Below are 21422 nucleotides of genomic sequence, written 5' to 3' on the forward strand. Positions count from 1 at the left end.
TAGCACCGGCCCGGCCGCGGTGACAGGGCCGCGGGCGCCCGCGGTCGCGTGGCCGTCCGCGCGGTGCGGCACCATGGCGAGGTGACGACAGACACCACCGCCCACCCGTCCGGCAACGCCTCGCCCCTGGAGCACGTCGACGCTGCGGTCCGCCCGCAGGACGACCTGTACCGCCACGTCAACGGCAGGTGGCTCGCCACGGCGACCATCCCCGACGACAAGTCCAGCTACGGCAGCTTCTACGTGCTGCGCGAGCAGGCCGAGGCCCAGGTGCGCGCCATCATCGAGGAGGCCGCCGCGGCCGAGCCCGCACCGGGCACGGTCGAGCGCAAGGTCGGCGACCTGTACGCCAGCTTCCTGGACACCGAGCGGGTCGAGGCGCTGGGCGCGGCACCGCTGGGGCCGGTGGTGGCCCGGATCGACGCCGTGACCGACCTCGATGGCCTCTGGCGGCTGCTGGGCGAGCTCGAGCGCGCGGGCATCGGCGGCGTGTTCGGCTCCTACGTCTGGGTCGACAAGGGCGACCCCACCCGCTACCTGCTCCACCTGTCGCAGGGCGGGCTGAGCCTGCCCGACGAGTCCTACTACCGCGAGGAGCAGCACGCCTCGCTGCGCGACGAGCTGCCCGGCCACGTGGCCCGCATGCTCACCCTGGCCGGTGTCGCCACGGGGGCTGACGCCGAGGCGGCCGCGGCCACGGTGCTGCGCCTGGAGACCCGGCTGGCGGCCTCGCACTGGGACACCGTGCAGGCCCGCGACGCGGTCAAGACCTACAACCTGATGACCGGGGCGCAGGTCGACGAGCTGCTGCCGGGCTGGCGCGGTTGGGCCGAGGGCCTCGGCGTGCCCGAGGCGGGCCGCGCCGAGCTGGTCGTGGGCGAGCCGGACGCGCTGCGGGGCCTGGCCGAGGCGCTGCGCGACGAGCCGCTGGCCGACTGGCTGACGCTGCTGCGCTGGCGCGTGGTGTCCGGCACGGCGGCCTACCTGTCGCAGCCGCTGGTGGCCGAGAACTTCGCGTTCTACGGCACCACGCTGAGCGGCGTCCCCCAGATCCGGGAGCGGTGGAAGCGCGGTGTCTCGCTGGTCGAGGGCGTGCTGGGTGAGGCCGTCGGCGAGCTGTACGTCGCCCGGCACTACCCGCCGGCCGCGCACGAGCGCATGGTGCAGCTGGTCGACAACCTGATCGCCGCCTACCGCGAGCGCATCGAGGCGTTGGACTGGATGAGCCCGCAGACCAAGGAGCGGGCGCAGGCCAAGCTGTCCTCGTTCACGCCCAAGATCGGCTTCCCTGTCCGCTGGCGGGACTACTCGGCCGTCGACATCGACGCCACCGACCTGCTGGGCAACGTGCGACGCGCCACCGCGGCCGAGACCGACCGCGAGCTGGCCAAGCTGGGCGGGCCGATCGACCGCGACGAGTGGCTCATGACGCCGCAGACGGTCAACGCGTACTACAACCCCGCGATGAACGAGATCGTGTTCCCGGCCGCCATCCTGCAGCCGCCGTTCTTCGACCCCGACGTCGACGACGCCTACAACTACGGCGGGATCGGCGCGGTCATCGGCCACGAGATCGGCCACGGCTTCGACGACCAGGGCAGCCGCTACGCCGGTGACGGCTCGCTCGAGGACTGGTGGACCGCCGACGACCGCGCCCGCTTCGAGGAGCGCACCAAGGCCCTCATCGCGCAGTACGACGGCTTCGCGCCGGCCGAGGCGCCGGACCGGCACGTCAACGGGGCCTTCACCTTGGGCGAGAACATCGGCGACCTCGGCGGGGCCGAGGTGGCCCTGCACGCCTACCGGCTGTCGCTGGGCGGTCAGGAGGCGCCGGTCGTGGACGGCCTGACCGGCGTGCAGCGTTTCTTCATGGGCTTCGGCCGGATCTGGCAGCAGGTCATCCGGTCCGAGGAGGCGGCCCGACGCCTGGCCACGGACCCGCACTCCCCGGCCGAGTTCCGGGCCAACGTGGTCCGCAACGTCGACGCGTTCCACGACGCGTTCGCCACCGCCGCCGGCGACGGGCTCTGGCTGGACGAGGCGGAGCGGGTCCGCATCTGGTGAGCCGCGCCCGGTGCCCGGTCGGGGTGCTCAGGCCAGCGGCCCGAGCACGTCGACCGGCGCCAGGTCCAGGTCGTCCAGGTCGTCCAGCAGGTGCAGGATCTCGCGCTCCTCGTACCGGAAGTGGTTCTCCATGATCGCCCCGACCCCCTCGAGATGACGGAGGGCCTCCTCCCGACCCACCCCGGAGGACATCGCCGCCTCGAGACCGCCCAGCAGGTGGGCGATCATCGAGTGGTCCTGCTCGAGCCGGGCGACGACGGGGCGCAGCTCCAGCGCCTCCCGCAGCCGGTGGTGGACCTGCTGCATCTCGTGCGACCACGCCCGAGCCCTGGATAGGTCGTCGTCCATCGGTGGTCGACGCTAGACCCGCTGCCGTCGGGACGTCCTGCCGACGGGCCGGACACCCACGCGCGCGTGACCTTCGGCCGCCGGGCTCAGATCCAGCCCAGCCGGCGGGCCTTCGCGCAGGCCTCGTGCCGGTTGCCCGCGTCCAGCTTGCCCACCGCGCTGCTCAGGTAGTTGCGCACCGTGCCGGGTGACAGCGACGCCCGGCGCGCGATCTCGTCCACCGGGAGGCCGTCGGCCGCCAGCTCCAGGACGTCGGCCTCCCGGGGGGTGAGCGGGCTGTCACCGGCGCTGATGGCCTCGGCCGCCAGCTGCGGGTCGACGTAGCGCCCGCCCCGGTGGACCGTGCGCACCACCTCGGCCAGCGTGGCCGCCGACGTCGTCTTGGGCAGGAAACCCCGCACCCCCGAGGCCAGGGCGCGCTTGAGGTGACCGGGCCGACCGTGGCTGGTCACGATGACGCAGCGGCAGCCGGGCAGCGCCGCGGCCAGGCGCTCGGCCACGGTGATCCCGTCGGGCCCGGGCATCTGCAGGTCGAGCACCGCGACGTCGACGCCGTGGTGCACGGCCGCGGCCAGCGCCTCGTCACCCGTGGCGGCCTCGGCCACCACGGCCAGGTCGTCCTCCAGGTTGAGCATCTGCGCCAGCGCGGTGCGGATCAGGTTCTCGTCGTCGGCCAGCAGCACCCGAACGGGGCCGTCGGTGCCGGTCACCGTGCCACCCGCCGGCCGACGTCGACGTGGCCGTCCCCGTCGGCCGGCCCGCCCCGCGCCGGGTCGGCCACGGTCGGTTCGGCCCGCGCCACGGCGGCCGCTCCGGGGTCGGTCGCGCCCGGGTCGGCCACGCCCAGGTCGGCCCGCAGCACGAACCGGTCCGGCTCCCGGTGGGCCGAGACGTCCCCGCCGAGCGGCCGCAGCCGCTCCCGCAGCCCCAGCAGCCCGGACCCGCCGGTCATCGGGTCGAGCGTGACCGGGGCGGCCGGGGGGCCGTCCCGGGTCGGCCCGTCTGCTCCCGGTCCGTCGAGCCCGTCGTTGCCCACGACGAGGGCGACGCCGTCCCAGGACAGGTCGACCGTCCTGGCGCGGGAGTGCCGCAGCACGTTGGTCACGGCCTCGCGGACCACCCAGGCGGCGGCCTCCTGCCGCTCGGGCGGCACCTCGTCCACGGCCACCCGTAGGTCGATCCCCGCCGAGCGCAGCAGCGACGTGGCGCCGTCCAGCTCGGTGGCCAGGTCGGTGGCGCGGTAGCCCCGGGCGAGGTCGCGGGCCTCCCGCAGCGCCTCGTGCGCCCCGGCCCGCACCTGCAGCATCTGCTCCGCGGCGCGCGGGTCCCCGCGGCCGGCCAGCGCCGCGGCCAGCTCGGACTGCACGGCGATGGCGGCCAGCCGGCGCCCCAGCACGTCGTGGACGTCGCGGGAGAACCGCAGCCGCTCCTCGGCCACCGCCAGCTCGGCCCTGGTGCTGCGTGCCCGGTCCAGCTGACGGACCACGTCCTCCAGCCACAGCGACACCCGGACGGTGAAGAGCACGAACAGACCGATGAGGAACCCCAGAACCGTCGGCCAGACGCTCCCCCCGAGGGCGGGGACGGCGACCGAGGCGATCACGGTGGCCACCGTCCAGGCCCGCGACCGCAGGCCCGACAGGGTCCACACCAGCGGCAGCCACACCAGCAGCGGGGCTGTCGGACGGAGCTCGGTCGGCAGCAGGGGGACCAGCGCCAGCGCGAGGACCGAGCCCATCAGCAGCGGGACCAGGTGCCGCCAGGGGGTCGGGCCGGGGGCCGGGTACAGCCGGATGGCGGCCCGCATGGCCGGCACCGAGGCGACGGTCAGCAGCAGGGTGGCCAGCCCGACCGGGACCAGGACCTCGGGCTCGTCGGATCCTTGCCCCACCACCTGGACGAGCAGGACCGCCTGGACCGGCCAGAGCACGAGGTACAGAGACTGGCGGGTGTACAGCTCCACCAGCTGCACCTGCGTCCGCCGGGGGCGTCGGACGCTCGGCTCGGCGGTGGTCATCCGACGACTGTAGGAGCCTGCGCACCCGGTCGGCGCGGGACGCCTGCCGTGCTGCTCACGTGCGCGGCTCCCACCGCATCGACCGCCGGGCCAGCGCCAGCGCCAGCACGGTCCAGGCCAGCAGCACCAGCAGCGGCTGCGCGGCCTCGCCCCACGTGCTGCCGGTCCCGGCGCCCAGCCAGGACAGCCGGACCAGGCTGTCGAGCGCCCCGCCCGGCGTCCGGGACAGGACCTCGGCCAGGGGGCCCGGCAGCATCATGACGAAGGCCCCGGCGGTGGCCAGCAGCAGCACGGGCGCGCTGGTGAGCTGCGCGGCCTCCGCCGACGCGGTCCACGCCGCCGTCCACAGCGCGAACGCGACGAACATGACGCAGGCCAGCAGCACCATCACGGCGTACAGCAGCGGGTCCTGCGGCAGCGGCATGCCCAGCGCGACCGCGACGGGCACGACCAGCACGGCCAGCACCACGGCCACGACCACGCCCGGCAACGACATGGCCAGCACCAGCTCCACGTCGCGGGCCTCACCGGTGCGCAGCCGTTTGAGCACGAGCTCGTCCCGCCGGGTCACCACGACCGACAGCAGGTTGTAGAAGACCGGGAACAGGTAGGCCAGCAGCAGGGCCGTGCCGATGGTGGAGGTGCCCGCGGTGGGGTCCTCGGCCGTGATCAGCAGCAGCCCGAGCGGCAGCAGCGGCAGCAGCAGGGCGTAGGTGAGGGTCAGCCGGTTGCGCACCAGCAGCCGGGTGTTGGCGGCGGCCAGGCCACCGACCCGTCGGGTGTCGGGCAGCAGGTCACGGGTGGTGCTCATGCGTCGGTGCCTCCGGCGGCGATGGACAGGAAGACCTGCTCGAGGTCGGCGGTGCGGGCGTCGAGGCCGTCGAGGCGGACCTCACGGGCGCGCGCCCAGGTGAGCAGGTCGGTCAGGGTGGGCTGCAGGTCGGTGGTGCCCAGCGAGGTGCGACCACCCTGCTGCTCGACGGTGACGTCGCGCTGCTGGAGGCCGAGCTCGGCGACCATGGTTTGCAGCAGGGCCGGGTCCAGCCGGGCGAACGTGATGCTCGACCGGTGGCCGGCGGTGATCTCGGCCGGGGCGCCCGCACGCACCAGCCGGCCCTCGTGCATGATCGCGAGCCGGTCGGACAGCGCCTCGGCCTCGTCCAGGTAGTGCGTGGTGAGCAGCACCGTGCGGCCCTCGTCGCGGATGGTGCGCAGCAGCTGCCAGACCTCGCGCCGGCTCTCGGGGTCCAGGCCGGTGGTCGGCTCGTCGAGCATGACCAGGTCGGGGTCGCCCATCAGGGTGCAGGCCAGGTCCAGCCGCCGGACCTCGCCGCCGGACAGCGAGCGCACCCGGGTGCCGGCCCGGTGGGCCAGGTCGAGGCGCTCCAGGGACTAGGCCACCGGACGCGCGCCGGTCACGGTGCTCGCCCACATCCGCAGCGTCTCGGTCACCGTCAGGTCGCCGGAGAACCCGCTGCTCTGCAGCAGGACCCCGGTGCGCCGACGGACCTGGGCCCGGTCCCGGACGGGGTCCAGGCCGAGCACCTCCACGGTGCCGGCGCTCGCGGGCCCGAGGCCCTCGATGACCTCCAGCGTGGAGGTCTTGCCGGCGCCGTTGGTGCCCAGCAGCGACGTGATGCTGCCGCGAGCCACGTTGAGGTCGATGCCGCGGACCGCCTCGTACGCCGAGGCGCCGTGGCCGTAGGTGCGGCGCAGGCCCCGCACGCGCACGGCGAGCCCGCCGTCGGGGGAGGCGGGGTACGGGTGGTCGACGGCCGGCTGGGAGCCGGGGGGCGGTGAGGTGGTCTCGGGCACGGCTCCAGCCTGCCGCCGGGCGGACCCCGCAGCCGGTGCGCGGCGTCACCGGTCCCGCTCAGCCGTTCACCCCTCGGCCATGACATCTGTCATGCGCTCTGCCCGGCCGAGCGCGACCGCTCAGCCGCCCAGGGCCCCGGCCACCACCTCGCGCGCCGCGTCCTGCACCTGGGCCAGGTGCTCGGGACCCCGGAAGGACTCCGCGTAGATCTTGTAGACGTCCTCCGTGCCGGACGGCCGGGCCGCGAACCAGGCGTTCTCGGTGGTCACCTTGAGCCCGCCCAGCGCCGCGCCGTTGCCGGGCGCCTCGGTGAGCACCGCGGTCACCGGGTCCCCGGCCAGCTCGGTGGCGGTGACGTCGGACGCGCTGAGCGCGGCCAGCTTGGCCTTCTCCTCCCGCGAGGCGGGGGCGTCGACCCGGGCGTAGACGGGGGCGCCGTAGCGGGACTCGATGTCGGCGTAGGCGGCGCTGGGCGACGCCCCGCTGACGGCGGTGACCTCCGAGGCGAGCAGGGCCAGGATGATCCCGTCCTTGTCGGTGGTCCAGACCGTGCCGTCGGTACGCAGGAACGACGCCCCGGCCGACTCCTCGCCGCCGAAGCCGACGCTGCCGTCGACCAGGCCGGGCACGAACCACTTGAACCCGACCGGCACCTCCAGCAGCCGCCGGTCCAGGCCGGCCACGACGCGGTCGATGATCGAGCTGGACACCAGCGTCTTGCCGACGGCGACGTCCGGGCCCCACGACCGGTTCGCGAACAGGTGCTCGATGGCCACGGCCAGGAAGTGGTTGGGGTTCATCAGCCCGCCGTCGGGCGTGACGATGCCGTGGCGGTCGGAGTCCGCGTCGTTGCCGGTGGCCACGTCGAACGGGGCGCGGCCGTCGGGACCCAGGTCGCTCATCCGCTCCCGCAGCGAGGCCATCGCCCACGGGCTCGAGCAGTCCATCCGGATCTTTCCGTCGCGGTCCAGCGTCATGAACCGCCAGGTCGCGTCCACCTCCGGGTTGACCACCGTCAGGTCGAGGCGGTGCGTCTCGGCGATGGCGCCCCAGTAGTCGACGGCCGCGCCGCCCAGGGGGTCCGCGCCGATGCGCACCCCGGCCGAGCGGATCGCGTCGAGGTCCACCACCGAGGGCAGGTCGGCCACGTACGTGCCCATGAAGTCGTAGGACCGGGCGTGCGGTCGCGCCCGGGTGAACGGCACCCGGGCGACCGAGTCGGCCCGGCCGCTGCCGGCGCGCAGGATCTCGTTGGCCCGCCGCGCGATCCACGACGTGGCCCCGGAGTCGGCCGGGCCGCCGTGGCTCGCGTTGTACTTGAAGCCGCCGTCGCGGGGCGGGTTGTGCGACGGGGTGACGACGATGCCGTCGGCGCGGGTGGGGTCGTCGGCCGCCTTGCCGCGGTTGTGCCGGAGGATCGCGTGCGACACCGCCGGCGTCGGCGTGTACCGGTCGGCGTCGTCGACCAGCACGGTGACGTCGGCGGCGGCCAGCACCTCCAGCGCGGTGGCCCAGGCCGGCTCGGACAGCCCGTGCGTGTCGCGGCCCAGGAACAACGGTCCGGTGATGCCCTGCTCGCGGCGGTACTCGACGATCGCCTGCGTCGTGGCCACGATGTGCTGCTCGTTGAACGCGGTGTCCAGGCTGGAGCCGCGGTGCCCGGACGTGCCGAAGGCGACCTGCTGCGACACCTCGTCGGGGTCCGGGACGAGCGTGTAGTAGGCGGTCACGAGGTGGGCGACGTCGACCAGGTCCTCGGGCAGCGCCACCTGTCCGGCGCGCGGGTGATCACTCATGGCCCCGATCCTGGCCCGAGCGGGCGCCCGCCACCAGGCGTGGCTACCGTCGGAGCATGACCGAGACGCCGGGAACCGCCCGCACCACCGCCGACAAGGCCGCCGAGCTGCAGCGCCTGCACGCCGACCCCGAGCTGCTCGTGCTCGTCAACGTCTGGGACGTCATCACCGCGACGACCGTGGCCGACGTCCCCGGCACCCGGGCCCTGGCCACGGCCAGCCACTCCATCGCGGCCTCGGCGGGCTACCCCGACGGTGAGGTCATCCCCGTCGCGGAGATGATCGCCGCCGTCGGTCGGATCGCCGCCGCGGTCGACCTGCCCGTCAGCGCCGACCTCGAGGCCGGGTACGGCGACGCCGGGGCCACCGTGTCCCGCGCCATCGACGTCGGGATCGTCGGGGCCAACCTCGAGGACCAGATGAAGCCGCTGGCCGAGTCCGTGGCCGCCGTGCGCGCCGCGGTGGCCGCGGGCGAGGCGGCCGGCGTGCCGTTCGTCCTCAACGCGCGCACCGACGCGTTCCTCAAGGCCGGTGACCGCGACCCGGCCGAGGTCCTGGCCGAGGCGGTCGAGCGCGGCAAGGCCTACCTGGACGCCGGTGCGTCCACCTTCTTCGCCCCCGGCAAGCTGGACGAGGCGCAGGTCGGCACCCTGGTCGAGGCGCTCGGCCCGCAGAAGCTCAACCTGATCGCGATCTCCGGCGCGCTGCCGCTGCGCCGGATGCAGGAGCTGGGCGTGGCGCGGGTGTCCTTCGGGCCGTGGAGCCAGAACGTCGCCCTCACGGCGCTCGCGGACCTGGCCGCCGGCGCCCACGGCGGCGACGGGCTGCCCGAGGGGACCCGCAAGCTCAACTGACGCGCGCACCCGCCGAGCCGTACCGACCGGCCACACCCGTGGCTCCTCACGGGCCCACAGATGACCTCGACCCACGGAGGAACCGCATGGCCAGCATCACCGTCAGCACCGAGAACGGCCACGACGTCGACCTGCACGTCACCGACCAGGGCAGCGGGCGTCCCGTCGTCCTCGTCCACGGCTGGCCGCTGAGCGGCGAGTCCTGGAGCAACCAGGTCCCCGCCCTGCTGGAGGCCGGCTACCGCGTCGTCACCTACGACCGCCGCGGCTTCGGCCAGTCCTCGCAGCCCGAGGGCGGCTACGACTACGACACGTTCGCCGCCGACCTGCGGTCGCTGGTCGAGCAGCTGGACCTGCGGGACGCCACGCTGGTCGGCTTCTCGATGGGCGGCGGGGAGGTGGTCCGCTACCTGGGCCGCTACGGCAGCGACCGGGTCTCGCAGGCCGTGCTCGCCGCGGCCGTCCCGCCGTACCTGTACCAGTCGGACGACAACCCCGACGGCGGTCTCGACGACGCGACCATCGAGCAGTTCGAGTCCGGCGTGAAGACGGACCGCGCGGCGTTCCTCGACGGGTTCACCACCGAGTTCTTCTCCGCCGACGGCACGCTGACGGTGAGCGAGGACGTGCGGCAGGACGCGATCCGGATGGCGCTGCCCGCCTCACCGGTCGCCACGCTGGCGTGCATCCGCGCGTTCGGTCAGACGGACTTCCGCGCTGACGTCGCCTCGATCGACGTGCCGACGCTCGTCGTGCACGGCGACTCCGACGCGGTCGTGCCGTTCGAGGTCAGCGGCAAGCGCTCCGCGGCGTCGATCACGGGCGCCCGGCTGCACGTCGTCGCCGGCGGGCCCCACGCGATCAACGCCAGCCACGTCGAGGAGTTCAACCGCGAGCTGCTCGCGTTCCTGGCCGGCTGAGCCACGGTGGCGCGCGGCTGGGCCCTGCGGCCCAGCCGTGCGTCGGCGGCCGCGCCATGATGGGCGGCGTGACGCACGACCACGGCCCCGCCCCCTCCGGCGCCTACACCGCCCCGGCGGTCGTCCCCACCCCCGTCCGGGTGGCCCGGGTGCTGCTCGTCGTGACCGCGGCCGTCAGCGTGGTGACGGTGGTGGCGTTCCTGTCCGTCGCGGGCCTGGACCCCGCCACGGTCGGCCTGGCCGTGTGGACCCTGGTGCCCGCCGGCCTCGCCCTGCTCCTGGCCGGCCGGCTCGGTTACGACCGGCCGCGGGTGCTGTGGGCCGTGGTCGCGCTGGAGGTCTTCTTCGTGCTCCAGGCCCTGGTCCGGGTGGCCGACGGCGACCCGCAGGGCCTGACCAACCTGCTGCTGCCGGTGGCCGTGATCGTCTGCGTCACCCGCCCGTCGGCTCGGGCGTACCTGCGCGGGCGCTGACGGCCGCTGCCACCAAGGGCCCCAGGGCCCATCCCGGACCGGCGGCCCGCGCCTAGCGTGCCGAGCATGGTGCAGGTCGACGACCCGGTGGCGCGTCCGGCCGTGTCCCCCCGGGGCCCCCGGGACCGGGGAGCGGGGGCGCTGGAGTACATCGGCATCCTCGTCATCCTGTCGAGCCTGGTCGCCCTGCTCGTCGTGGCGTTCGCGCCCGGCCCGGCCACCGAGGCCACCCGTGGGGCGGTCTGCACGTTCCTGGACGGCCCGGGCTGCGGCTCCGGTGGCCAGGCGGCCGGCCAGACCGGCGACCAGACCTCCGGTGAGGACGGGTCCGACGGGTCCGACGGGTCCGACGGGTCGGACGGGGACAGCCCGTTCGCCGGGGCCGAGGCGTCCGGCAGCGCGACGGTCGAGGACGAGGGCTGCCAGGGGTTCTGGGGCTGCACCGGGGCGGTCGTGGGCCAGGTCGGCAGCGGCCTGTACAACGTGGGCAAGGGCGCGGTCGACGAGGTCGTCGGCATCGGCGAGATGGTCATGAACCCGGGCTCGATCGTCGACGGCGTCGCCGCCATCATCGACGACCCCGGTGCGGCCGCCCAGCAGATCGTGTGGGACGACGAGTCCAGCGGGATGTGGGACGACGGCGACTACGGCGGCGCCATCGGTCGCACCGTGTGGAACGTCGGGTCCTTCTTCATCCCCGGGGTCGGCGTGGTCAAGGCCGGCGGCAAGGCTGGTGACCTGGCCCGGGTCGGGGGCCTGGCCGACGACGTGGTCGCGATCGGCAGCCGCGTCGACGACGCCATCGCCCGCGGCGACCTGGGCGAGGCGGCCGACCTCGCCGCCGACGCGCGCCGCCAGGCGGACGAGATCGAGGCCGAGGCCCGTCGTGAGGGCTGCCTGAGCGCCGGCCCGGGCGGTTCCGTGCTCGTGCTGGCCGCCGGCGGGCGGGGGTCCGTCGGGGTCGTCGTGCTGGCCTCCGGGTCCTGCGACGCCGCCGCCGACGCGGCCCAGCAGGCCGACGAGGCCGCCGACGCCGCCGAGGAGGCCGTCGAGGAGGCGCTGCAGGAGGCCGACCTGCCTTCCCCGGACGGCATCCCGCCGGGCCTGGACCGGGGTGAGCTGGGCTTCGACCCGGCGGTCGGTCGGTTCCGGCAGGCCGAGTACGACACCGCCGTGCGCATCCAGGACGAGCTCGGGGTGCGCCTGGAGCGGGCCGAGGGTGGTCGGGCGGACTGGGTCGACTCGCAGGGGCGGACCTACGACGCGGTCGGCAACTTCCCCAGCGAGTACTTCGACCGGCAGTGGCCCACGTTGCAGGTTCGCATCGTCGACCACCTGGACAAGGCCGACGTGGTGCCGGTGGACGTCTCGCAGTTCACGGCCGCGCAGCGGGCGCAGGTGCGCGACTACGTCGACTCGCTGCCGCAGGCGCAGCGAGACCGGATCCGTGTCGTCGGGGGTGGCTGAGTGGCGGGCATGCTGCGGGCGGGAGGCGGCACCTGGACGGCGTCGTTCGGGCTGTTCGACTGGGTCGTGGACGCCGTGGCCGACCGGGTGACGGACCCGGCCGTTGCCGCCACCCTGCGGGAGATCACCGAGCACGGCCTCGGCTACCTGGACCCCGCCGAGCTCGGCGCGGCCGGCGAGGCCGAGGTGCTGGCGATCATCCCCGGCCTGCCGGAGGTGGCCGAGCGAGAGCTGCCGGCCTCGTCGGGGCGGGCCGACGTCCTGGCGCACGTCCGTGAGCTCGCGGACCTCGTCCGGGCCGCCCCGGGCTGACCCCAACGGCCCGACACCGCTGGACGGGTCCCAGCGGGCCGGCCCGGCCTGACCCCAGCGGTCCGACACCGCTGGACCGGTCCCAGCGGGCCGACCCGGGCTGACCCCAGCGGCCCGACGCCCGCCGGGTGCGTACCGGCCAGCGACGCAGCAGGCGCATCAGGCGGCGTCGTCCCGTCGAGACCCCTTCTTGCGTCGCTCGTCGGTACGCCCCCCGACGGCGCGTCGCCGGTCCAGCACCGACGTCACCTGCTCGACCACCCACCGGGGCCGGTACATCACGTGCTCCCAGGCGAAGCGCAGCGTCACCCAGCCCAGCACGAGGAGCTCGTCGTGCCGCTGCAGGTCCGCGGCCAGCTGTGCGCGCCGTCCGTGCACCTCGAACCCGTCCGCCTCGATGGCCACCCGGCGGGCCGGGTCGGCCAGGTCGACCTGCGCGAAGAACCCCGGCCCGGTGACGACGTGCTGCGGGACCAGGCCGCGGACCCCGGCGAGCAGCAGGTGCCCCCGCAGTCCGGACTCGAACGCGTTCGCGGCGCGGGCGTCCGCGTGCCGGGCGACCCGACGGACGTCCGCCGCGCCGTGGCCGTGGAACACCGACGCGGCGTCCTCGAGCTCCTCGCGCAGCACCGAGCCGTCGCGCAGCGCCGCGTCGGCCACGGCCAGCGCGTCCACGAAGGGCAGCGACGCCGCGCACTCCAGCACCGTGGCGAGCGGTCCGGTGCGACCGGCCCGTCGCTCGTCGGCGCTCAGGCCGCGCCGCCGGTAGGTCACCCCCTGCACGGGGGTGACCCGCTGACCGGGCAGAACGGCGACCACGGCGTCGTCACGGCGGTGCAGGGTGCGCCAGCCGTGCGCGTGGGCCGCCGACACCCCCGCCAGCACACCGGGGGCCGCGACCGCCGCCGTGACCGCCCGCCCGCTGCCGGGCAGCACGAACCGACCGCGCGCGACCCGCACGACGAGCCCGGCGTCCAGGGCGTGCTGCAGCGCGCGGCGGCCGCACAGCGGGACCAGGTCGCAGGTCCGGGCCGTGCCCCCCAGCAGCTCCAACGCCGTGACCGCGTCCACGGGCCCGATGCTGCCGTGGACCGACGACGTCCCGCGGGCGTGGTCCACAGGCCCCGCTCCGTCCGGTCCGAACCGACCGGCGACGCACGACGGCCCCTCGCCGGCCGGCTGGCCCCGTCCGGTCCGTACCGACCAGCGACGGACGACGGCCCTGCACTTGCCGGCTCGCCCGTCGGGTCCGTACCGACCAGCGACGGAAGACGGCCCCTCGCCGGGTCAAGCCGCTGCATCGGCCGCGCGGTGTCGCTAATCGGTACGCCGAAGGCCGCCGCCGTCACCGCCGTCACGGCCGCCGCCGTCACCGCCGTCACGGCCGCCGCCGTCACCGCGGCCGTCACCGTCGCCGTCGGCGGCGCGCCCCCGCGGCCCCGGCCTCAGCCGCTGACGGCGGCGCCCAGGGCGGCGACGTCGGCCAGCAGCGTCTCGACGCCCGCGGTCGGCCGGGCGGAGGCGAGCACTACGCAGTCGGCCCCGGCGGCGTGCCGGGCCGCGACCCCCGCCCGCACGTGGTCGGCGTCGCCGCGCAGCACGAGCAGGTCGAGCACGTCGTCGCGCAGCGGCTCCGTCCCGTCGCGGACGGCGGCGACGTGCTCGGCGGACGGCCCGTCGAGGTCGACCAGGTGCGCCTCGACCCCGCCGTGGCGCAGGGCGTCGACGCAGCGTGCCCGCAACAGCTCGTCGGCCTCGTCCGGGTCCAGGTGGTCGCCGGTGAGGGCCCAGGTGTAGACGCTCAGCCGGCGCGGCCCGGGACGTCCGGACGCGTCGGCCGCCTCCCGCAAGCGGGTCCGGGACGCCGTGATGTAGGCCGGCGGCGAGGGCTCGGCCAGCACGAGCCCGTCGGCTCTGCGGCCGGCCAGGTCGACCGAGCGCTGCCCACGCACACCCAGGCTGACCGGGGGGACGACCTCGGGCGGGAACGACAGGGTGACGGCGTCGAGGTGGACGTGGTCCCCGTCGGTGGTGACGGTCCGCCCGTGCAGCAGGTCGCGCACGGCCTCGGTGGTCTCGCGCAGCGAGGTCAGCCAGGAGTCCGGGGTGGCACCGACCTGCGCCATCCACGGCAGCACGCCGTGGCCGAGCCCGGCGTGGAGCCGGCCGGGGAACGCACCGGCCAGGGTGGCGAGCTCCATCGCGGTGAACGCCGGGTTGCGCACGACGGCCGGCAGGATGCCGATGCCGACCCTGATGCGCTCGGTCGCCGCCAGGGTGAGCGCGGCCGTCGTCAGGCCCCCGGTGAAGAAGCAGTCGTCGACCACCCACACCTCGTCGAAGCCCGCGTCCTCGCACGCCCGGGCGACCCGCGCGACGTCGGCCGGCGGCACCTCCCGCGGCAGCATCACGCCCACGTCACCGGTCCGGCTCATGCGGTCGGTCTACCAGGCCCCGCCCCACGGCGCGAGGTCCGGCCGGGACGGCGCGGGCCCGCGGCCGGCGTACCGACCAGCGACAGCACCGGCGCCCAGCACGGACTTGCCCCACCGGGACCCCGAGTCGTGTCGCTCGTCGGTTCGGCCGGGTCTGCGTCAGGTACGGCCGGGCCTGCGTAAGGCGCCAGGCGGGCCCGCGGTCGCCGTACCGACCGGCGACATCGCAGGCGCCCATGAGGGACTTACCCCGCCCGGGCCCCGAGTTGGGTCGCTGGTCGGTACGCCGCCGGACCCTCGTCAGGCGCCGGCGGGCTCGGCGGACGTCCGCTCCGCCGGCGGCGCGCAGTCGGCGAGCCGGCGCGGCAGGGCCAGCGCGCTCAGGCCACCCGCCACCAGCAGCCCCGCGCAGACCAGCATCGACAGCCGGTACCCCTCGGTCAGGGCCACCGGGTCCGCGTAGTCCTGCGCGCCCAGCCCGGCCAGCGTCGGCAGGGCGGCCACGGCCAGCAGCCCCCCGGCGCGGCTGACGGCGTTGTTGACCCCGCTCGCGGTCCCGGTCAGCCGGTCCGGGGCGGCGGCCAGCACGGTGGTGGTCAGCGGGGCCACGAGCAGCGACAGGCCGGCGCCGAACAGCAGCACCCCGGGCAGCACGTGCAGCAGGTAGGAGTCACCCGGCGACACGAACGCCAGCAGCGCCACCCCCGCGGCGGCCACCAGCGGGCCGGTCAGCAGCAGGAACCGCGGCCCGGTGCGGGTCGCCAGGTCGCCCGCCCGGGACGAGAACAGCAGCAGCAGGACGCTGGCGGGCAGGGCCGCCAGCCCGGCCACGACCGGCCGGTAGCCCAGCGACGTCTGCAACTGCAGCACCAGGAAGAAGAACAGGCCGCTGAGCGCCGCGTACACCGCCAGGGTGAGCAGGTTGGCGATGGTGAACGTGCGGTTGGCCCACAGCGACGGCGGCACCATCGGGTCGGAGGCCCGCCGCTGCCACCACACGAACCCGGCCCCCGTCACGACAGCGAGGACGGCCGCCGCGGGGACGAGCCCGGCCAGCACGTCACCCCCCTCGCCGCCGCCCCCGCCGACCAGCGCCACGGTGAGCGCGCCCAGCGCCAGGACACCCAGGACCGCGCCCGGCCAGTCCAGCCCCCGGGCGGCGTCCGGGTCCTTGCTCTCGGGGACGTAGCGGGCGGTCAGCACGAGTGCGAGCGCCGCGACCGGCAGGTTGATGAGGAACACCAGCCGCCAGTCGATCTCGGCCAGGAACCCGCCCAGCGGCGGGCCCAGCGCCGGGGCGATGGCCCCGATGCCGGCCCAGGTGCCGATCGCGCGGCCGCGGTCGGCTGGGCGGAAGCTGGCCTGGATCACCGCGAGCGACCCCGGGGTCAGCAGGGCCCCGGCGACGCCCTGCAGCAGCCGGGCCGCGACCAGCACGTCGGCGGTCGGGGCCAGCGCGCACAGCAGCGAGGTCACCGCGAAGCCGGCGATCCCCCAGACGTAGACGCGGCGCCGGCCGACCCGGTCGCCGAGCGAGCCGCCGATCAGGATGAACGCGGCCAGCGTCAGGGTGTACCCGGTCACCACCCACTGCAGCTGGGCGAAGCTCGCGTCGAGGTCGGCGCCGATGCTGGGCAGCGCCACGTTGACGACCGTGGAGTCGAGGAACGCGATGGCCCCGCCGAGGACCACCGCGGCCAGCAGGCCACGTCCCCGGGCCGTGCCGTAGGCGACCGTCCCCGCTTCGCTCACGGGTCCAGCATGCGCCTGGATCGCCGAGGCGGGAAGGCCGACGTACGGTGACGGCGTGACCGATACCCCGCAGAACCCCCACCAGAACGTCAGCTTCGCCTCCAACGGCGGCACCGCGCACGGCTACCTCGCGACGCCGGAGTCCGGCACCGGGCCCGGCCTGGTCGTCATCCAGGAGTGGTGGGGCCTGACGGAGCACATCAAGGACGTCACCGACCGGTTCGCGGCCGAGGGCTTCGTGGCCCTGGCGCCGGACCTGTACGGCGGGCGGACCACGCACGACTCCGACGAGGCGGGCCAGCTGATGCAGGACCTGCCCGTGACCAAGGCCGCGACCGACCTGGCCGGGGCCGTCGACTTCCTGCTGTCCCACGACGCCGTCACCTCGAGCACGGTCGGCGCGGCCGGCTTCTGCATGGGCGGCGGCTTCGTCCTCGTCCTGGCCGCGCAGCAGGGCGACCGGATCGGCGCGGCCGTGCCGTTCTACGGCGTGGGCGGCTACGACCAGGTCGACCTGGCCGGCATCACCGCGCCCGTGCTGGGCCACTTCGGCACCGAGGACGGCTTCGCGCCGCCGGAGCAGGTCGACGCCCTCGAGGCCGAGCTGCAGGCCAAGGCGAAGGGGTCGGTCGAGATCGTGCGCTACCCGGGCGCCGGGCACGCGTTCTTCAACGACGAGGACCACATGGGCACCTACGACGCGGACCTGGCGAAGCAGGCCTGGGCCCGCACCCTGGAGTTCCTGCGGGCCAACCTGGCCTGAGCCGCGACCGCCCCGGGCTACGGCCGCGCCCGGGGCGGGGCCAGCGGTCGCGGTGGGGGAAGTGGTCGCGGTGGGGGAAGTGGTCGCGGTGGGGGAAGTGGTCGCGGTGCGGGAAGTGGTCGGCACACCAGCCCGTACAGGGTCCAGGCGACGACGACCGCCCGGTTGGAGGTGTCGAACGGCGCCAGGACGTACGGGAGCAGGAACACCACCGCACCCAGCAGCGGGCTCGCCAGCAGCACCCACAGCCGGACCCGGCGCAGCCGCGACACCGCAGCCACGACGCCCAGGTGGCACACCCAGCCCACGCTGCCGAACGTCATGGCCAACAGGACGACGTCGGGCAGGAACAGCGGGCCCCCTTCCGAGGGCAGCAGCGACAACGGTGGCAGCGCGAACGCCGCGGCGGGGGCGGCCGTGCAGAGCAGCAGCAGCAGGTAGTTCGCCATGGCCCACGCCAGCACCCGCAGCGCCGCCTGGCGGGGCGCGGCCAGGTGGCGGTCGAGGGCTGACAGCCCGCCCCCGCCCGACCGCCCGCTGCTCCCCCGCACGGGTGCACCGTGCCAGCAGGACGGCGACCGCGCTGGGCCCCAGGACCCGGTCCCGCCGTCGCCGGGACGGGGTGGCGGACCGGGCCGGGCTCGTCGGGCCGTCGACGTCGAGGCTCGGTAGGGTCGAACCGTGCCCGAGCTCCCCGAGGTCGAGCTGGCCCGGTCCACCATCGAGCGGGCCGCGCTGGAGCGGACCATCAGCGACGTCGACGACACCGACGACTGGGTCTGCCGGCCGCACGCGCCCGGGCAGATCCGGGACGCGCTCGTCGGTCGGCGGCTGACCGCCGCGCACCGGCGCGGCAAGACCATGTGGTGCGATACCGACGGCGACGGCCCGCAGCTGGGGCTGCACCTGGGGATGAGCGGGCGCGTCATCGTGCGGACCGCCGACGGCGGCGTCGAGCACGGCGGCGACCCGGTGCGCGGGGCGGACGGCACGGACGCCTCCGTCGCGTCGCCGCAGTGGTACCGGTTCACGCTGACCTTCGACGACGGCGGGTCGATGCGGCTGTTCGACAAGCGCCGGCTGGGGCGGGTGCGCCTCGACCCCGACCTGACCGACCTGGGCCCGGACGCCGCCGAGATCGGGGTCGCCGAGTTCCGGACGCGGGTCGGTCGGGGCAGCGCCCCGCTCAAGGCACGGCTGCTGGACCAGTCGGTGCTCGCCGGGGTGGGCAACCTGCTGGTCGACCAGACCCTGTGGCAGGCCCGCCAGGACCCGCACCGCCCCGCGGGCGACCTGAGCGCCGACGAGCTGACCGCGCTGCACCGCACGCTGCGCGCGGCCACCCGGTCCGCGATCAAGCACGGCGGCGTCCACACCGGTGAGGTCGTCCGGCACCGGGTCCGGGGCGGGCGGTGCCCGCGCTGCGGCGCGGACATGGCCACCGGGCAGGTCGGTGGCCGAACGACGTGGTGGTGCACCCGGGAGCAGGTAGCGTCGCCGGCATGACCGTCCCCGGCCCGTCCCCCGCCGAACGGGCCCGGCTGCGCTGGCAGCTGGTGTTCGCGCCCCTGGTCGGCGGGACGGTCGGCATCGCCGTCGGCGTGCTGCTGCTCGTGGTCGGCGCGCAGGCGCCCGTGCCGTGGTGGCCGTTCCTGCTGGGCGGGCTGGGCCTGGTCGGCTACGCCCTGCTGGTCGGTCGTCGGCTGGTGGCCCCGCCCGACCGGTGACCGGCCCGCCCGACCGATGACCGGCCGGGTCGGCCGGGACGGTCCGGCTCAGCCCACCCGTTCGTAGGCCGAGCGGTACCCCGGGGCCTCCTGGACGAAGTCGGTCTCGTCGCAGGCGTAGGACACGTCACCCGTGCCGGGCTCGATCGGGCGCTCCTCGGCCACCTCGCCGTCCGGGCCGATGATGGTCACCGTCCCGTCGGCGGACACGAGCTCGAACGACATCGTCGACCCGCTGGTGCTGGCCACGTAGACGACCGACCCGTCGAAGACCGCCGGCAGCGCCCCGACCTGGGTGGTGATGGTGGCCCGCGAGGAGTCGTAGGTGATGGTCTGCCGCCCGTCGGGACCGAACTCGATGGTCCGCTCCAGCTCGGCGATCGACGCCGGCCCCTGCTCGGTCTCGTAGCTCTCGGAGTGCTCGGTGCTCTGCCAGGTCCCGACCAGGCACTCGTCGAACCCACCGCCCGCACCGGCCCCGCCGGACGGGGCCGGGGCGGGGGCGCCCGGCGTGACGTCGTCCGGCGCCGGGGCGCCCGGCGTGACGTCCGCCGGGGCCGGGGCCTCGTCCCCCGGCAGCACCGGGGCCGGTGGCAGCGGCTGGGCCAGCTGCGAGGCGGTGCCGCCACCGACCCGCCCGGCCACGAACCCCACGGCGACCCCCGTGACGAACACGACGCCGACCAGGGCCACCGCGCCCAGCGTGATCAGGACGACGACCCAGGCGGCCGGGCCGCGACGCGGCGGGCGGGCGGGGTCGGGGAAGGGCGGCGACATCATGCGCGCCGGGACCGGTGGCCGCTCACCCGTCGACCGGCGCGACCTGGAGGCCGCCGATCGAGAGCTGGTCGGGCGCTTCCAGGGCCACGGTCGTCAGGTCCGCCGGGAGCGGCCCGTACATGACGTCCATGACCATCGGCGTCGAGGACAGGGTGAAGGACTGACCGAGGTTCGGGCACACGCACGAGTTGGGGGGCCGTCCGCGGGCGCCGGGTCGTCGGTCGCCACCCGCAGCCAGGACAGGGGGTAGTGACGCACCCCGTCCTGGGCGTCGAACAGGTTGAGGCGGTCGAGGAACTCCCGGTTGGGCGAGCCCCGGTCGGAGAACGTGCCGTACTCCGGCAGCCCGACGGGCTCGGCCGTGGACATCTGCAACCGGAGCAGGGTGGCGTCCCGGGTCCGTCGCAGCTCGAGCACGTCGACCGTCACGTCCGCCGCCGGCCCGCCGCTGACCTCGATCCGGACGGTCTGGCTACCCAGGGGAGCGGGCAGGTCGGCGGCCGCGAGGGCGATCAGGTCCGCCGACATCTGCTCGGGCGTGGGGCCGTCGGGGGTCTGCGACGGGCTGGGCGGCGCCGTCGACCCGGTCGACGGGGCGGCGGCCGCGTTCGTGGCCGGCGTCGGCTCGGAGCCGGACAGGGTGCAGCCACCCACCACCAGCGTCCCGGTCAGGGTCAGCGCCAGGGCCGCGAACCGTCGCGTGGCCACCCGTCGCATCAGTCCTGTCCTGCCGTCTCGGTGAAGCCCAGGCTGACCCGACGGTTCAGCTGGCGGCCCTGCTCGCTGCCGTTGTCGGCCACGGGCTCGGTCTCACCCCGCCCCTGCACCACCAGCTCCAGGTCCGCGTCGGCGAGGGCGGGGCGCAGGACCTCGGCCACGGCTGCGGCCCGCCGCTCCGACAGGTCCTGGTTGTAGTCGTCCGGACCGTTGTCGTCGGTGTGCCCGACCACCTGCAGCTCCCCGGACGCGGCCCGCGTGGCCACCTCGGCGGCGACCTCCTCCACCCGCGCCACCGCGGCTGCCGACAGATCGTCGGAGTCGAAGGCGAAGAGCACGTCCGCGGCGATGTCGAGCACCACCTGCTCGCCGACCTCGGCCTCCCGGGCGAACCCGTCGTCGTCCTCGGTCACCGCCGACAGGGGCCGCACGGAGAACGCCGGTCGGGCGGGGGTCGTGAGCCACTCCTGCGGGACCTCGGGCCAGCCGGTGCCGACGGGGACCTGGTCCTCGGCCACCGTGGGCTCGAGCAGGCCGTCACCCACGGGGACCCCGGTGACGACCCCGGAGTGGCCCAGGGTGACGTCCACCGTGTCGACGCCCTCGGGCAGGGCCGGGAGCACGGCGAACAGCACGTTCATCTGACCGGGCGCCTCGGGCAGGGCGGAGGTGGCCGACGACAGCCCCACGGGCGTGCCGTTGGCGTCCTCCGGGTCCGGGACCGCGTAGAGCAGCAGGCCCTGCTCCGGCATCACGACGTTGACGAAGGTCGCCGAGCCGTAGTCGTTGAGGATGCGGCTGTCGGACGGAGCGCGCCCGACGAAGCTGAAGCCGTCGGCGCCGTCGCCCTCGGACCACCCGATCGAGAAGTAGACCACCGTGGCGTCCTCGACCCGTTGCACGGCGTGCACCGCCTGGTAGACGGGGGGAACCGTGGTGTCCAGCGACGGGGCCACCCGAACGGTGCCGTAGGTGGTGACCTCGACGCCCTCGCTGGAGGTGACCGGCTCGCCCGGGACGACGGAGCCGGACCCCGACGCCTCGACCGACGGGGTGCCGGACGGTTCGGCCGTGCCCGCGTGCGCGCCCACAGGTACGGCGAGACCCGCGCAGAGCGTGACGGCGCACAGGCCTCGTGACATCGAACGCACTCGTTCCCCCCGGTGTGACTCGACTTGCGA

At 75.4% G+C, this 21422-nt stretch carries 21 protein-coding genes and 1 pseudogene; 9 read left to right on the forward strand and 13 right to left on the reverse strand.

Annotated elements, in window-relative coordinates; all coding sequences use genetic code 11:
* Positions 1 to 81 precede the first annotated feature (81 nt).
* Positions 82 to 2064, forward strand: coding sequence for a M13 family metallopeptidase (locus SJY06_RS02845; RefSeq protein WP_380164427.1), 1983 nt, complete (start codon positions 82 to 84; stop codon positions 2062 to 2064).
* A 27-nt stretch (positions 2065 to 2091) separates the two neighbouring features.
* On the opposite strand, the gene SJY06_RS02850 is transcribed toward SJY06_RS02845, so the two are convergent.
* The 6 genes and pseudogenes from SJY06_RS02850 to pgm all read right to left on the reverse strand — a co-directional run bounded on the left by SJY06_RS02850 (position 2092) and on the right by pgm (position 8041).
* Positions 2092 to 2412: a hypothetical protein gene (locus SJY06_RS02850; protein ID WP_380164429.1), complete on the reverse strand. Its 321-nt coding sequence runs from the start codon at positions 2410 to 2412 to the stop codon at positions 2092 to 2094.
* 86 nt (positions 2413 to 2498) lie between these two features.
* Positions 2499 to 3122 (reverse strand): response regulator, encoded by a 624-nt coding sequence (locus SJY06_RS02855; protein ID WP_380164431.1) that lies wholly within the window; start codon positions 3120 to 3122, stop codon positions 2499 to 2501.
* Complete coding sequence (locus SJY06_RS02860) at positions 3119 to 4429, reverse strand: sensor histidine kinase (protein WP_380164433.1); 1311 nt, start codon at positions 4427 to 4429, stop codon at positions 3119 to 3121. The genes SJY06_RS02855 and SJY06_RS02860 overlap by 4 nt, the downstream gene beginning before the upstream one ends.
* Before the next feature lie 55 nt (positions 4430 to 4484).
* Entirely contained in the window at positions 4485 to 5240 is a 756-nt protein-coding gene (locus tag SJY06_RS02865; RefSeq protein ID WP_380164435.1) for an ABC transporter permease, read from the reverse strand.
* Positions 5237 to 6244: pseudogene (locus SJY06_RS02870) on the reverse strand (ABC transporter ATP-binding protein). The gene SJY06_RS02865 and the pseudogene SJY06_RS02870 overlap by 4 nt, the downstream one beginning before the upstream one ends.
* A 120-nt stretch (positions 6245 to 6364) precedes the next feature.
* Complete coding sequence (gene pgm, locus SJY06_RS02875) at positions 6365 to 8041, reverse strand: phosphoglucomutase (alpha-D-glucose-1,6-bisphosphate-dependent) (protein ID WP_380164437.1); 1677 nt, start codon at positions 8039 to 8041, stop codon at positions 6365 to 6367.
* A gap of 56 nt (positions 8042 to 8097) precedes the next feature.
* Here pgm and SJY06_RS02880 point away from each other — a divergent pair, with 56 nt between their 5' ends.
* The 5 genes from SJY06_RS02880 to SJY06_RS02900 all read left to right on the forward strand — a co-directional run bounded on the left by SJY06_RS02880 (position 8098) and on the right by SJY06_RS02900 (position 12067).
* Positions 8098 to 8895: an isocitrate lyase/phosphoenolpyruvate mutase family protein gene (locus SJY06_RS02880; protein WP_380164439.1), complete on the forward strand. Its 798-nt coding sequence runs from the start codon at positions 8098 to 8100 to the stop codon at positions 8893 to 8895.
* Positions 8896 to 8981: 86 nt separating this feature from the next.
* A complete protein-coding gene (locus tag SJY06_RS02885; RefSeq protein WP_380164441.1) occupies positions 8982 to 9815 on the forward strand; it encodes an alpha/beta fold hydrolase in 834 nt (277 codons plus the stop codon).
* Between the two features lie 68 nt (positions 9816 to 9883).
* Positions 9884 to 10288, forward strand: coding sequence for a hypothetical protein (locus SJY06_RS02890; RefSeq protein ID WP_380164443.1), 405 nt, complete (start codon positions 9884 to 9886; stop codon positions 10286 to 10288).
* A gap of 66 nt (positions 10289 to 10354) precedes the next feature.
* Positions 10355 to 11755 (forward strand): hypothetical protein, encoded by a 1401-nt coding sequence (locus SJY06_RS02895; protein WP_380164445.1) that lies wholly within the window; start codon positions 10355 to 10357, stop codon positions 11753 to 11755.
* A gap of 9 nt (positions 11756 to 11764) precedes the next feature.
* Complete coding sequence (locus tag SJY06_RS02900) at positions 11765 to 12067, forward strand: hypothetical protein (RefSeq protein WP_380164447.1); 303 nt, start codon at positions 11765 to 11767, stop codon at positions 12065 to 12067.
* 159 nt (positions 12068 to 12226) lie between these two features.
* On the opposite strand, the gene SJY06_RS02905 is transcribed toward SJY06_RS02900, so the two are convergent.
* The 3 genes from SJY06_RS02905 to SJY06_RS02915 all read right to left on the reverse strand — a co-directional run bounded on the left by SJY06_RS02905 (position 12227) and on the right by SJY06_RS02915 (position 16254).
* A complete protein-coding gene (locus tag SJY06_RS02905) occupies positions 12227 to 13138 on the reverse strand; it encodes a DUF559 domain-containing protein (RefSeq protein WP_380164449.1) in 912 nt (303 codons plus the stop codon).
* Between the two features lie 374 nt (positions 13139 to 13512).
* Positions 13513 to 14502, reverse strand: a complete 990-nt coding sequence (locus tag SJY06_RS02910; RefSeq protein WP_380164451.1) for an LLM class flavin-dependent oxidoreductase — start codon at positions 14500 to 14502, stop codon at positions 13513 to 13515.
* A gap of 300 nt (positions 14503 to 14802) precedes the next feature.
* Positions 14803 to 16254, reverse strand: coding sequence for an MFS transporter (locus SJY06_RS02915; RefSeq protein WP_380164453.1), 1452 nt, complete (start codon positions 16252 to 16254; stop codon positions 14803 to 14805).
* A gap of 55 nt (positions 16255 to 16309) precedes the next feature.
* On the opposite strand from SJY06_RS02915, the gene SJY06_RS02920 reads away from it, so the two are divergent.
* Positions 16310 to 17017: a dienelactone hydrolase family protein gene (locus SJY06_RS02920; protein ID WP_380164455.1), complete on the forward strand. Its 708-nt coding sequence runs from the start codon at positions 16310 to 16312 to the stop codon at positions 17015 to 17017.
* 17 nt (positions 17018 to 17034) lie between these two features.
* Here SJY06_RS02920 and SJY06_RS02925 read toward each other — a convergent pair whose 3' ends face one another.
* Positions 17035 to 17568 (reverse strand): hypothetical protein, encoded by a 534-nt coding sequence (locus tag SJY06_RS02925; protein WP_380164457.1) that lies wholly within the window; start codon positions 17566 to 17568, stop codon positions 17035 to 17037.
* Between the two features lie 130 nt (positions 17569 to 17698).
* On the opposite strand from SJY06_RS02925, the gene SJY06_RS02930 reads away from it, so the two are divergent.
* Positions 17699 to 18523 carry an Fpg/Nei family DNA glycosylase gene (locus tag SJY06_RS02930; RefSeq protein ID WP_380164459.1) on the forward strand — a complete coding sequence of 275 codons (825 nt, stop codon included), beginning with the start codon at positions 17699 to 17701 and terminating at the stop codon, positions 18521 to 18523.
* Positions 18520 to 18744 carry a hypothetical protein gene (locus SJY06_RS02935; protein ID WP_380164461.1) on the forward strand — a complete coding sequence of 75 codons (225 nt, stop codon included), beginning with the start codon at positions 18520 to 18522 and terminating at the stop codon, positions 18742 to 18744. The genes SJY06_RS02930 and SJY06_RS02935 overlap by 4 nt, the downstream gene beginning before the upstream one ends.
* A gap of 48 nt (positions 18745 to 18792) precedes the next feature.
* On the opposite strand, the gene SJY06_RS02940 is transcribed toward SJY06_RS02935, so the two are convergent.
* The 3 genes from SJY06_RS02940 to SJY06_RS02950 all read right to left on the reverse strand — a co-directional run bounded on the left by SJY06_RS02940 (position 18793) and on the right by SJY06_RS02950 (position 21383).
* Positions 18793 to 19524 (reverse strand): hypothetical protein, encoded by a 732-nt coding sequence (locus SJY06_RS02940; protein WP_380164463.1) that lies wholly within the window; start codon positions 19522 to 19524, stop codon positions 18793 to 18795.
* A 93-nt stretch (positions 19525 to 19617) separates the two neighbouring features.
* A complete protein-coding gene (locus tag SJY06_RS02945; RefSeq protein ID WP_380164465.1) occupies positions 19618 to 20232 on the reverse strand; it encodes a hypothetical protein in 615 nt (204 codons plus the stop codon).
* 8 nt (positions 20233 to 20240) lie between these two features.
* Entirely contained in the window at positions 20241 to 21383 is a 1143-nt protein-coding gene (locus SJY06_RS02950) for an OmpA family protein (protein ID WP_380164467.1), read from the reverse strand.
* Positions 21384 to 21422: the final 39 nt, after the last annotated feature.

Origin of the sequence: Jannaschia sp. R86511 (genome assembly GCF_042466345.1) — a bacterium.
Lineage (GTDB): Bacteria > Actinomycetota > Actinomycetes > Actinomycetales > JBBAYJ01 > Aquipuribacter.

What these genes read in the sequence shown, in the direction of transcription:
- SJY06_RS02850 (WP_380164429.1), bottom strand. Translation starts at nt 2,412, where the DNA reads ATGGACGACGACCTATCCAGGGCTCGGGCGTGGTCGCACGAGATGCAG.
- SJY06_RS02860 (WP_380164433.1), bottom strand. Translation starts at nt 4,429, where the DNA reads ATGACCACCGCCGAGCCGAGCGTCCGACGCCCCCGGCGGACGCAGGTG.
- SJY06_RS02865 (WP_380164435.1), bottom strand. Translation starts at nt 5,240, where the DNA reads ATGAGCACCACCCGTGACCTGCTGCCCGACACCCGACGGGTCGGTGGC.
- pgm (WP_380164437.1), bottom strand. Translation starts at nt 8,041, where the DNA reads ATGAGTGATCACCCGCGCGCCGGACAGGTGGCGCTGCCCGAGGACCTG.
- SJY06_RS02880 (WP_380164439.1), top strand. Translation starts at nt 8,098, where the DNA reads ATGACCGAGACGCCGGGAACCGCCCGCACCACCGCCGACAAGGCCGCC.
- SJY06_RS02885 (WP_380164441.1), top strand. Translation starts at nt 8,982, where the DNA reads ATGGCCAGCATCACCGTCAGCACCGAGAACGGCCACGACGTCGACCTG.
- SJY06_RS02895 (WP_380164445.1), top strand. Translation starts at nt 10,355, where the DNA reads ATGGTGCAGGTCGACGACCCGGTGGCGCGTCCGGCCGTGTCCCCCCGG.
- SJY06_RS02900 (WP_380164447.1), top strand. Translation starts at nt 11,765, where the DNA reads ATGCTGCGGGCGGGAGGCGGCACCTGGACGGCGTCGTTCGGGCTGTTC.
- SJY06_RS02910 (WP_380164451.1), bottom strand. Translation starts at nt 14,502, where the DNA reads ATGAGCCGGACCGGTGACGTGGGCGTGATGCTGCCGCGGGAGGTGCCG.
- SJY06_RS02935 (WP_380164461.1), top strand. Translation starts at nt 18,520, where the DNA reads ATGACCGTCCCCGGCCCGTCCCCCGCCGAACGGGCCCGGCTGCGCTGG.
- SJY06_RS02940 (WP_380164463.1), bottom strand. Translation starts at nt 19,524, where the DNA reads ATGATGTCGCCGCCCTTCCCCGACCCCGCCCGCCCGCCGCGTCGCGGC.
- SJY06_RS02950 (WP_380164467.1), bottom strand. Translation starts at nt 21,383, where the DNA reads ATGTCACGAGGCCTGTGCGCCGTCACGCTCTGCGCGGGTCTCGCCGTA.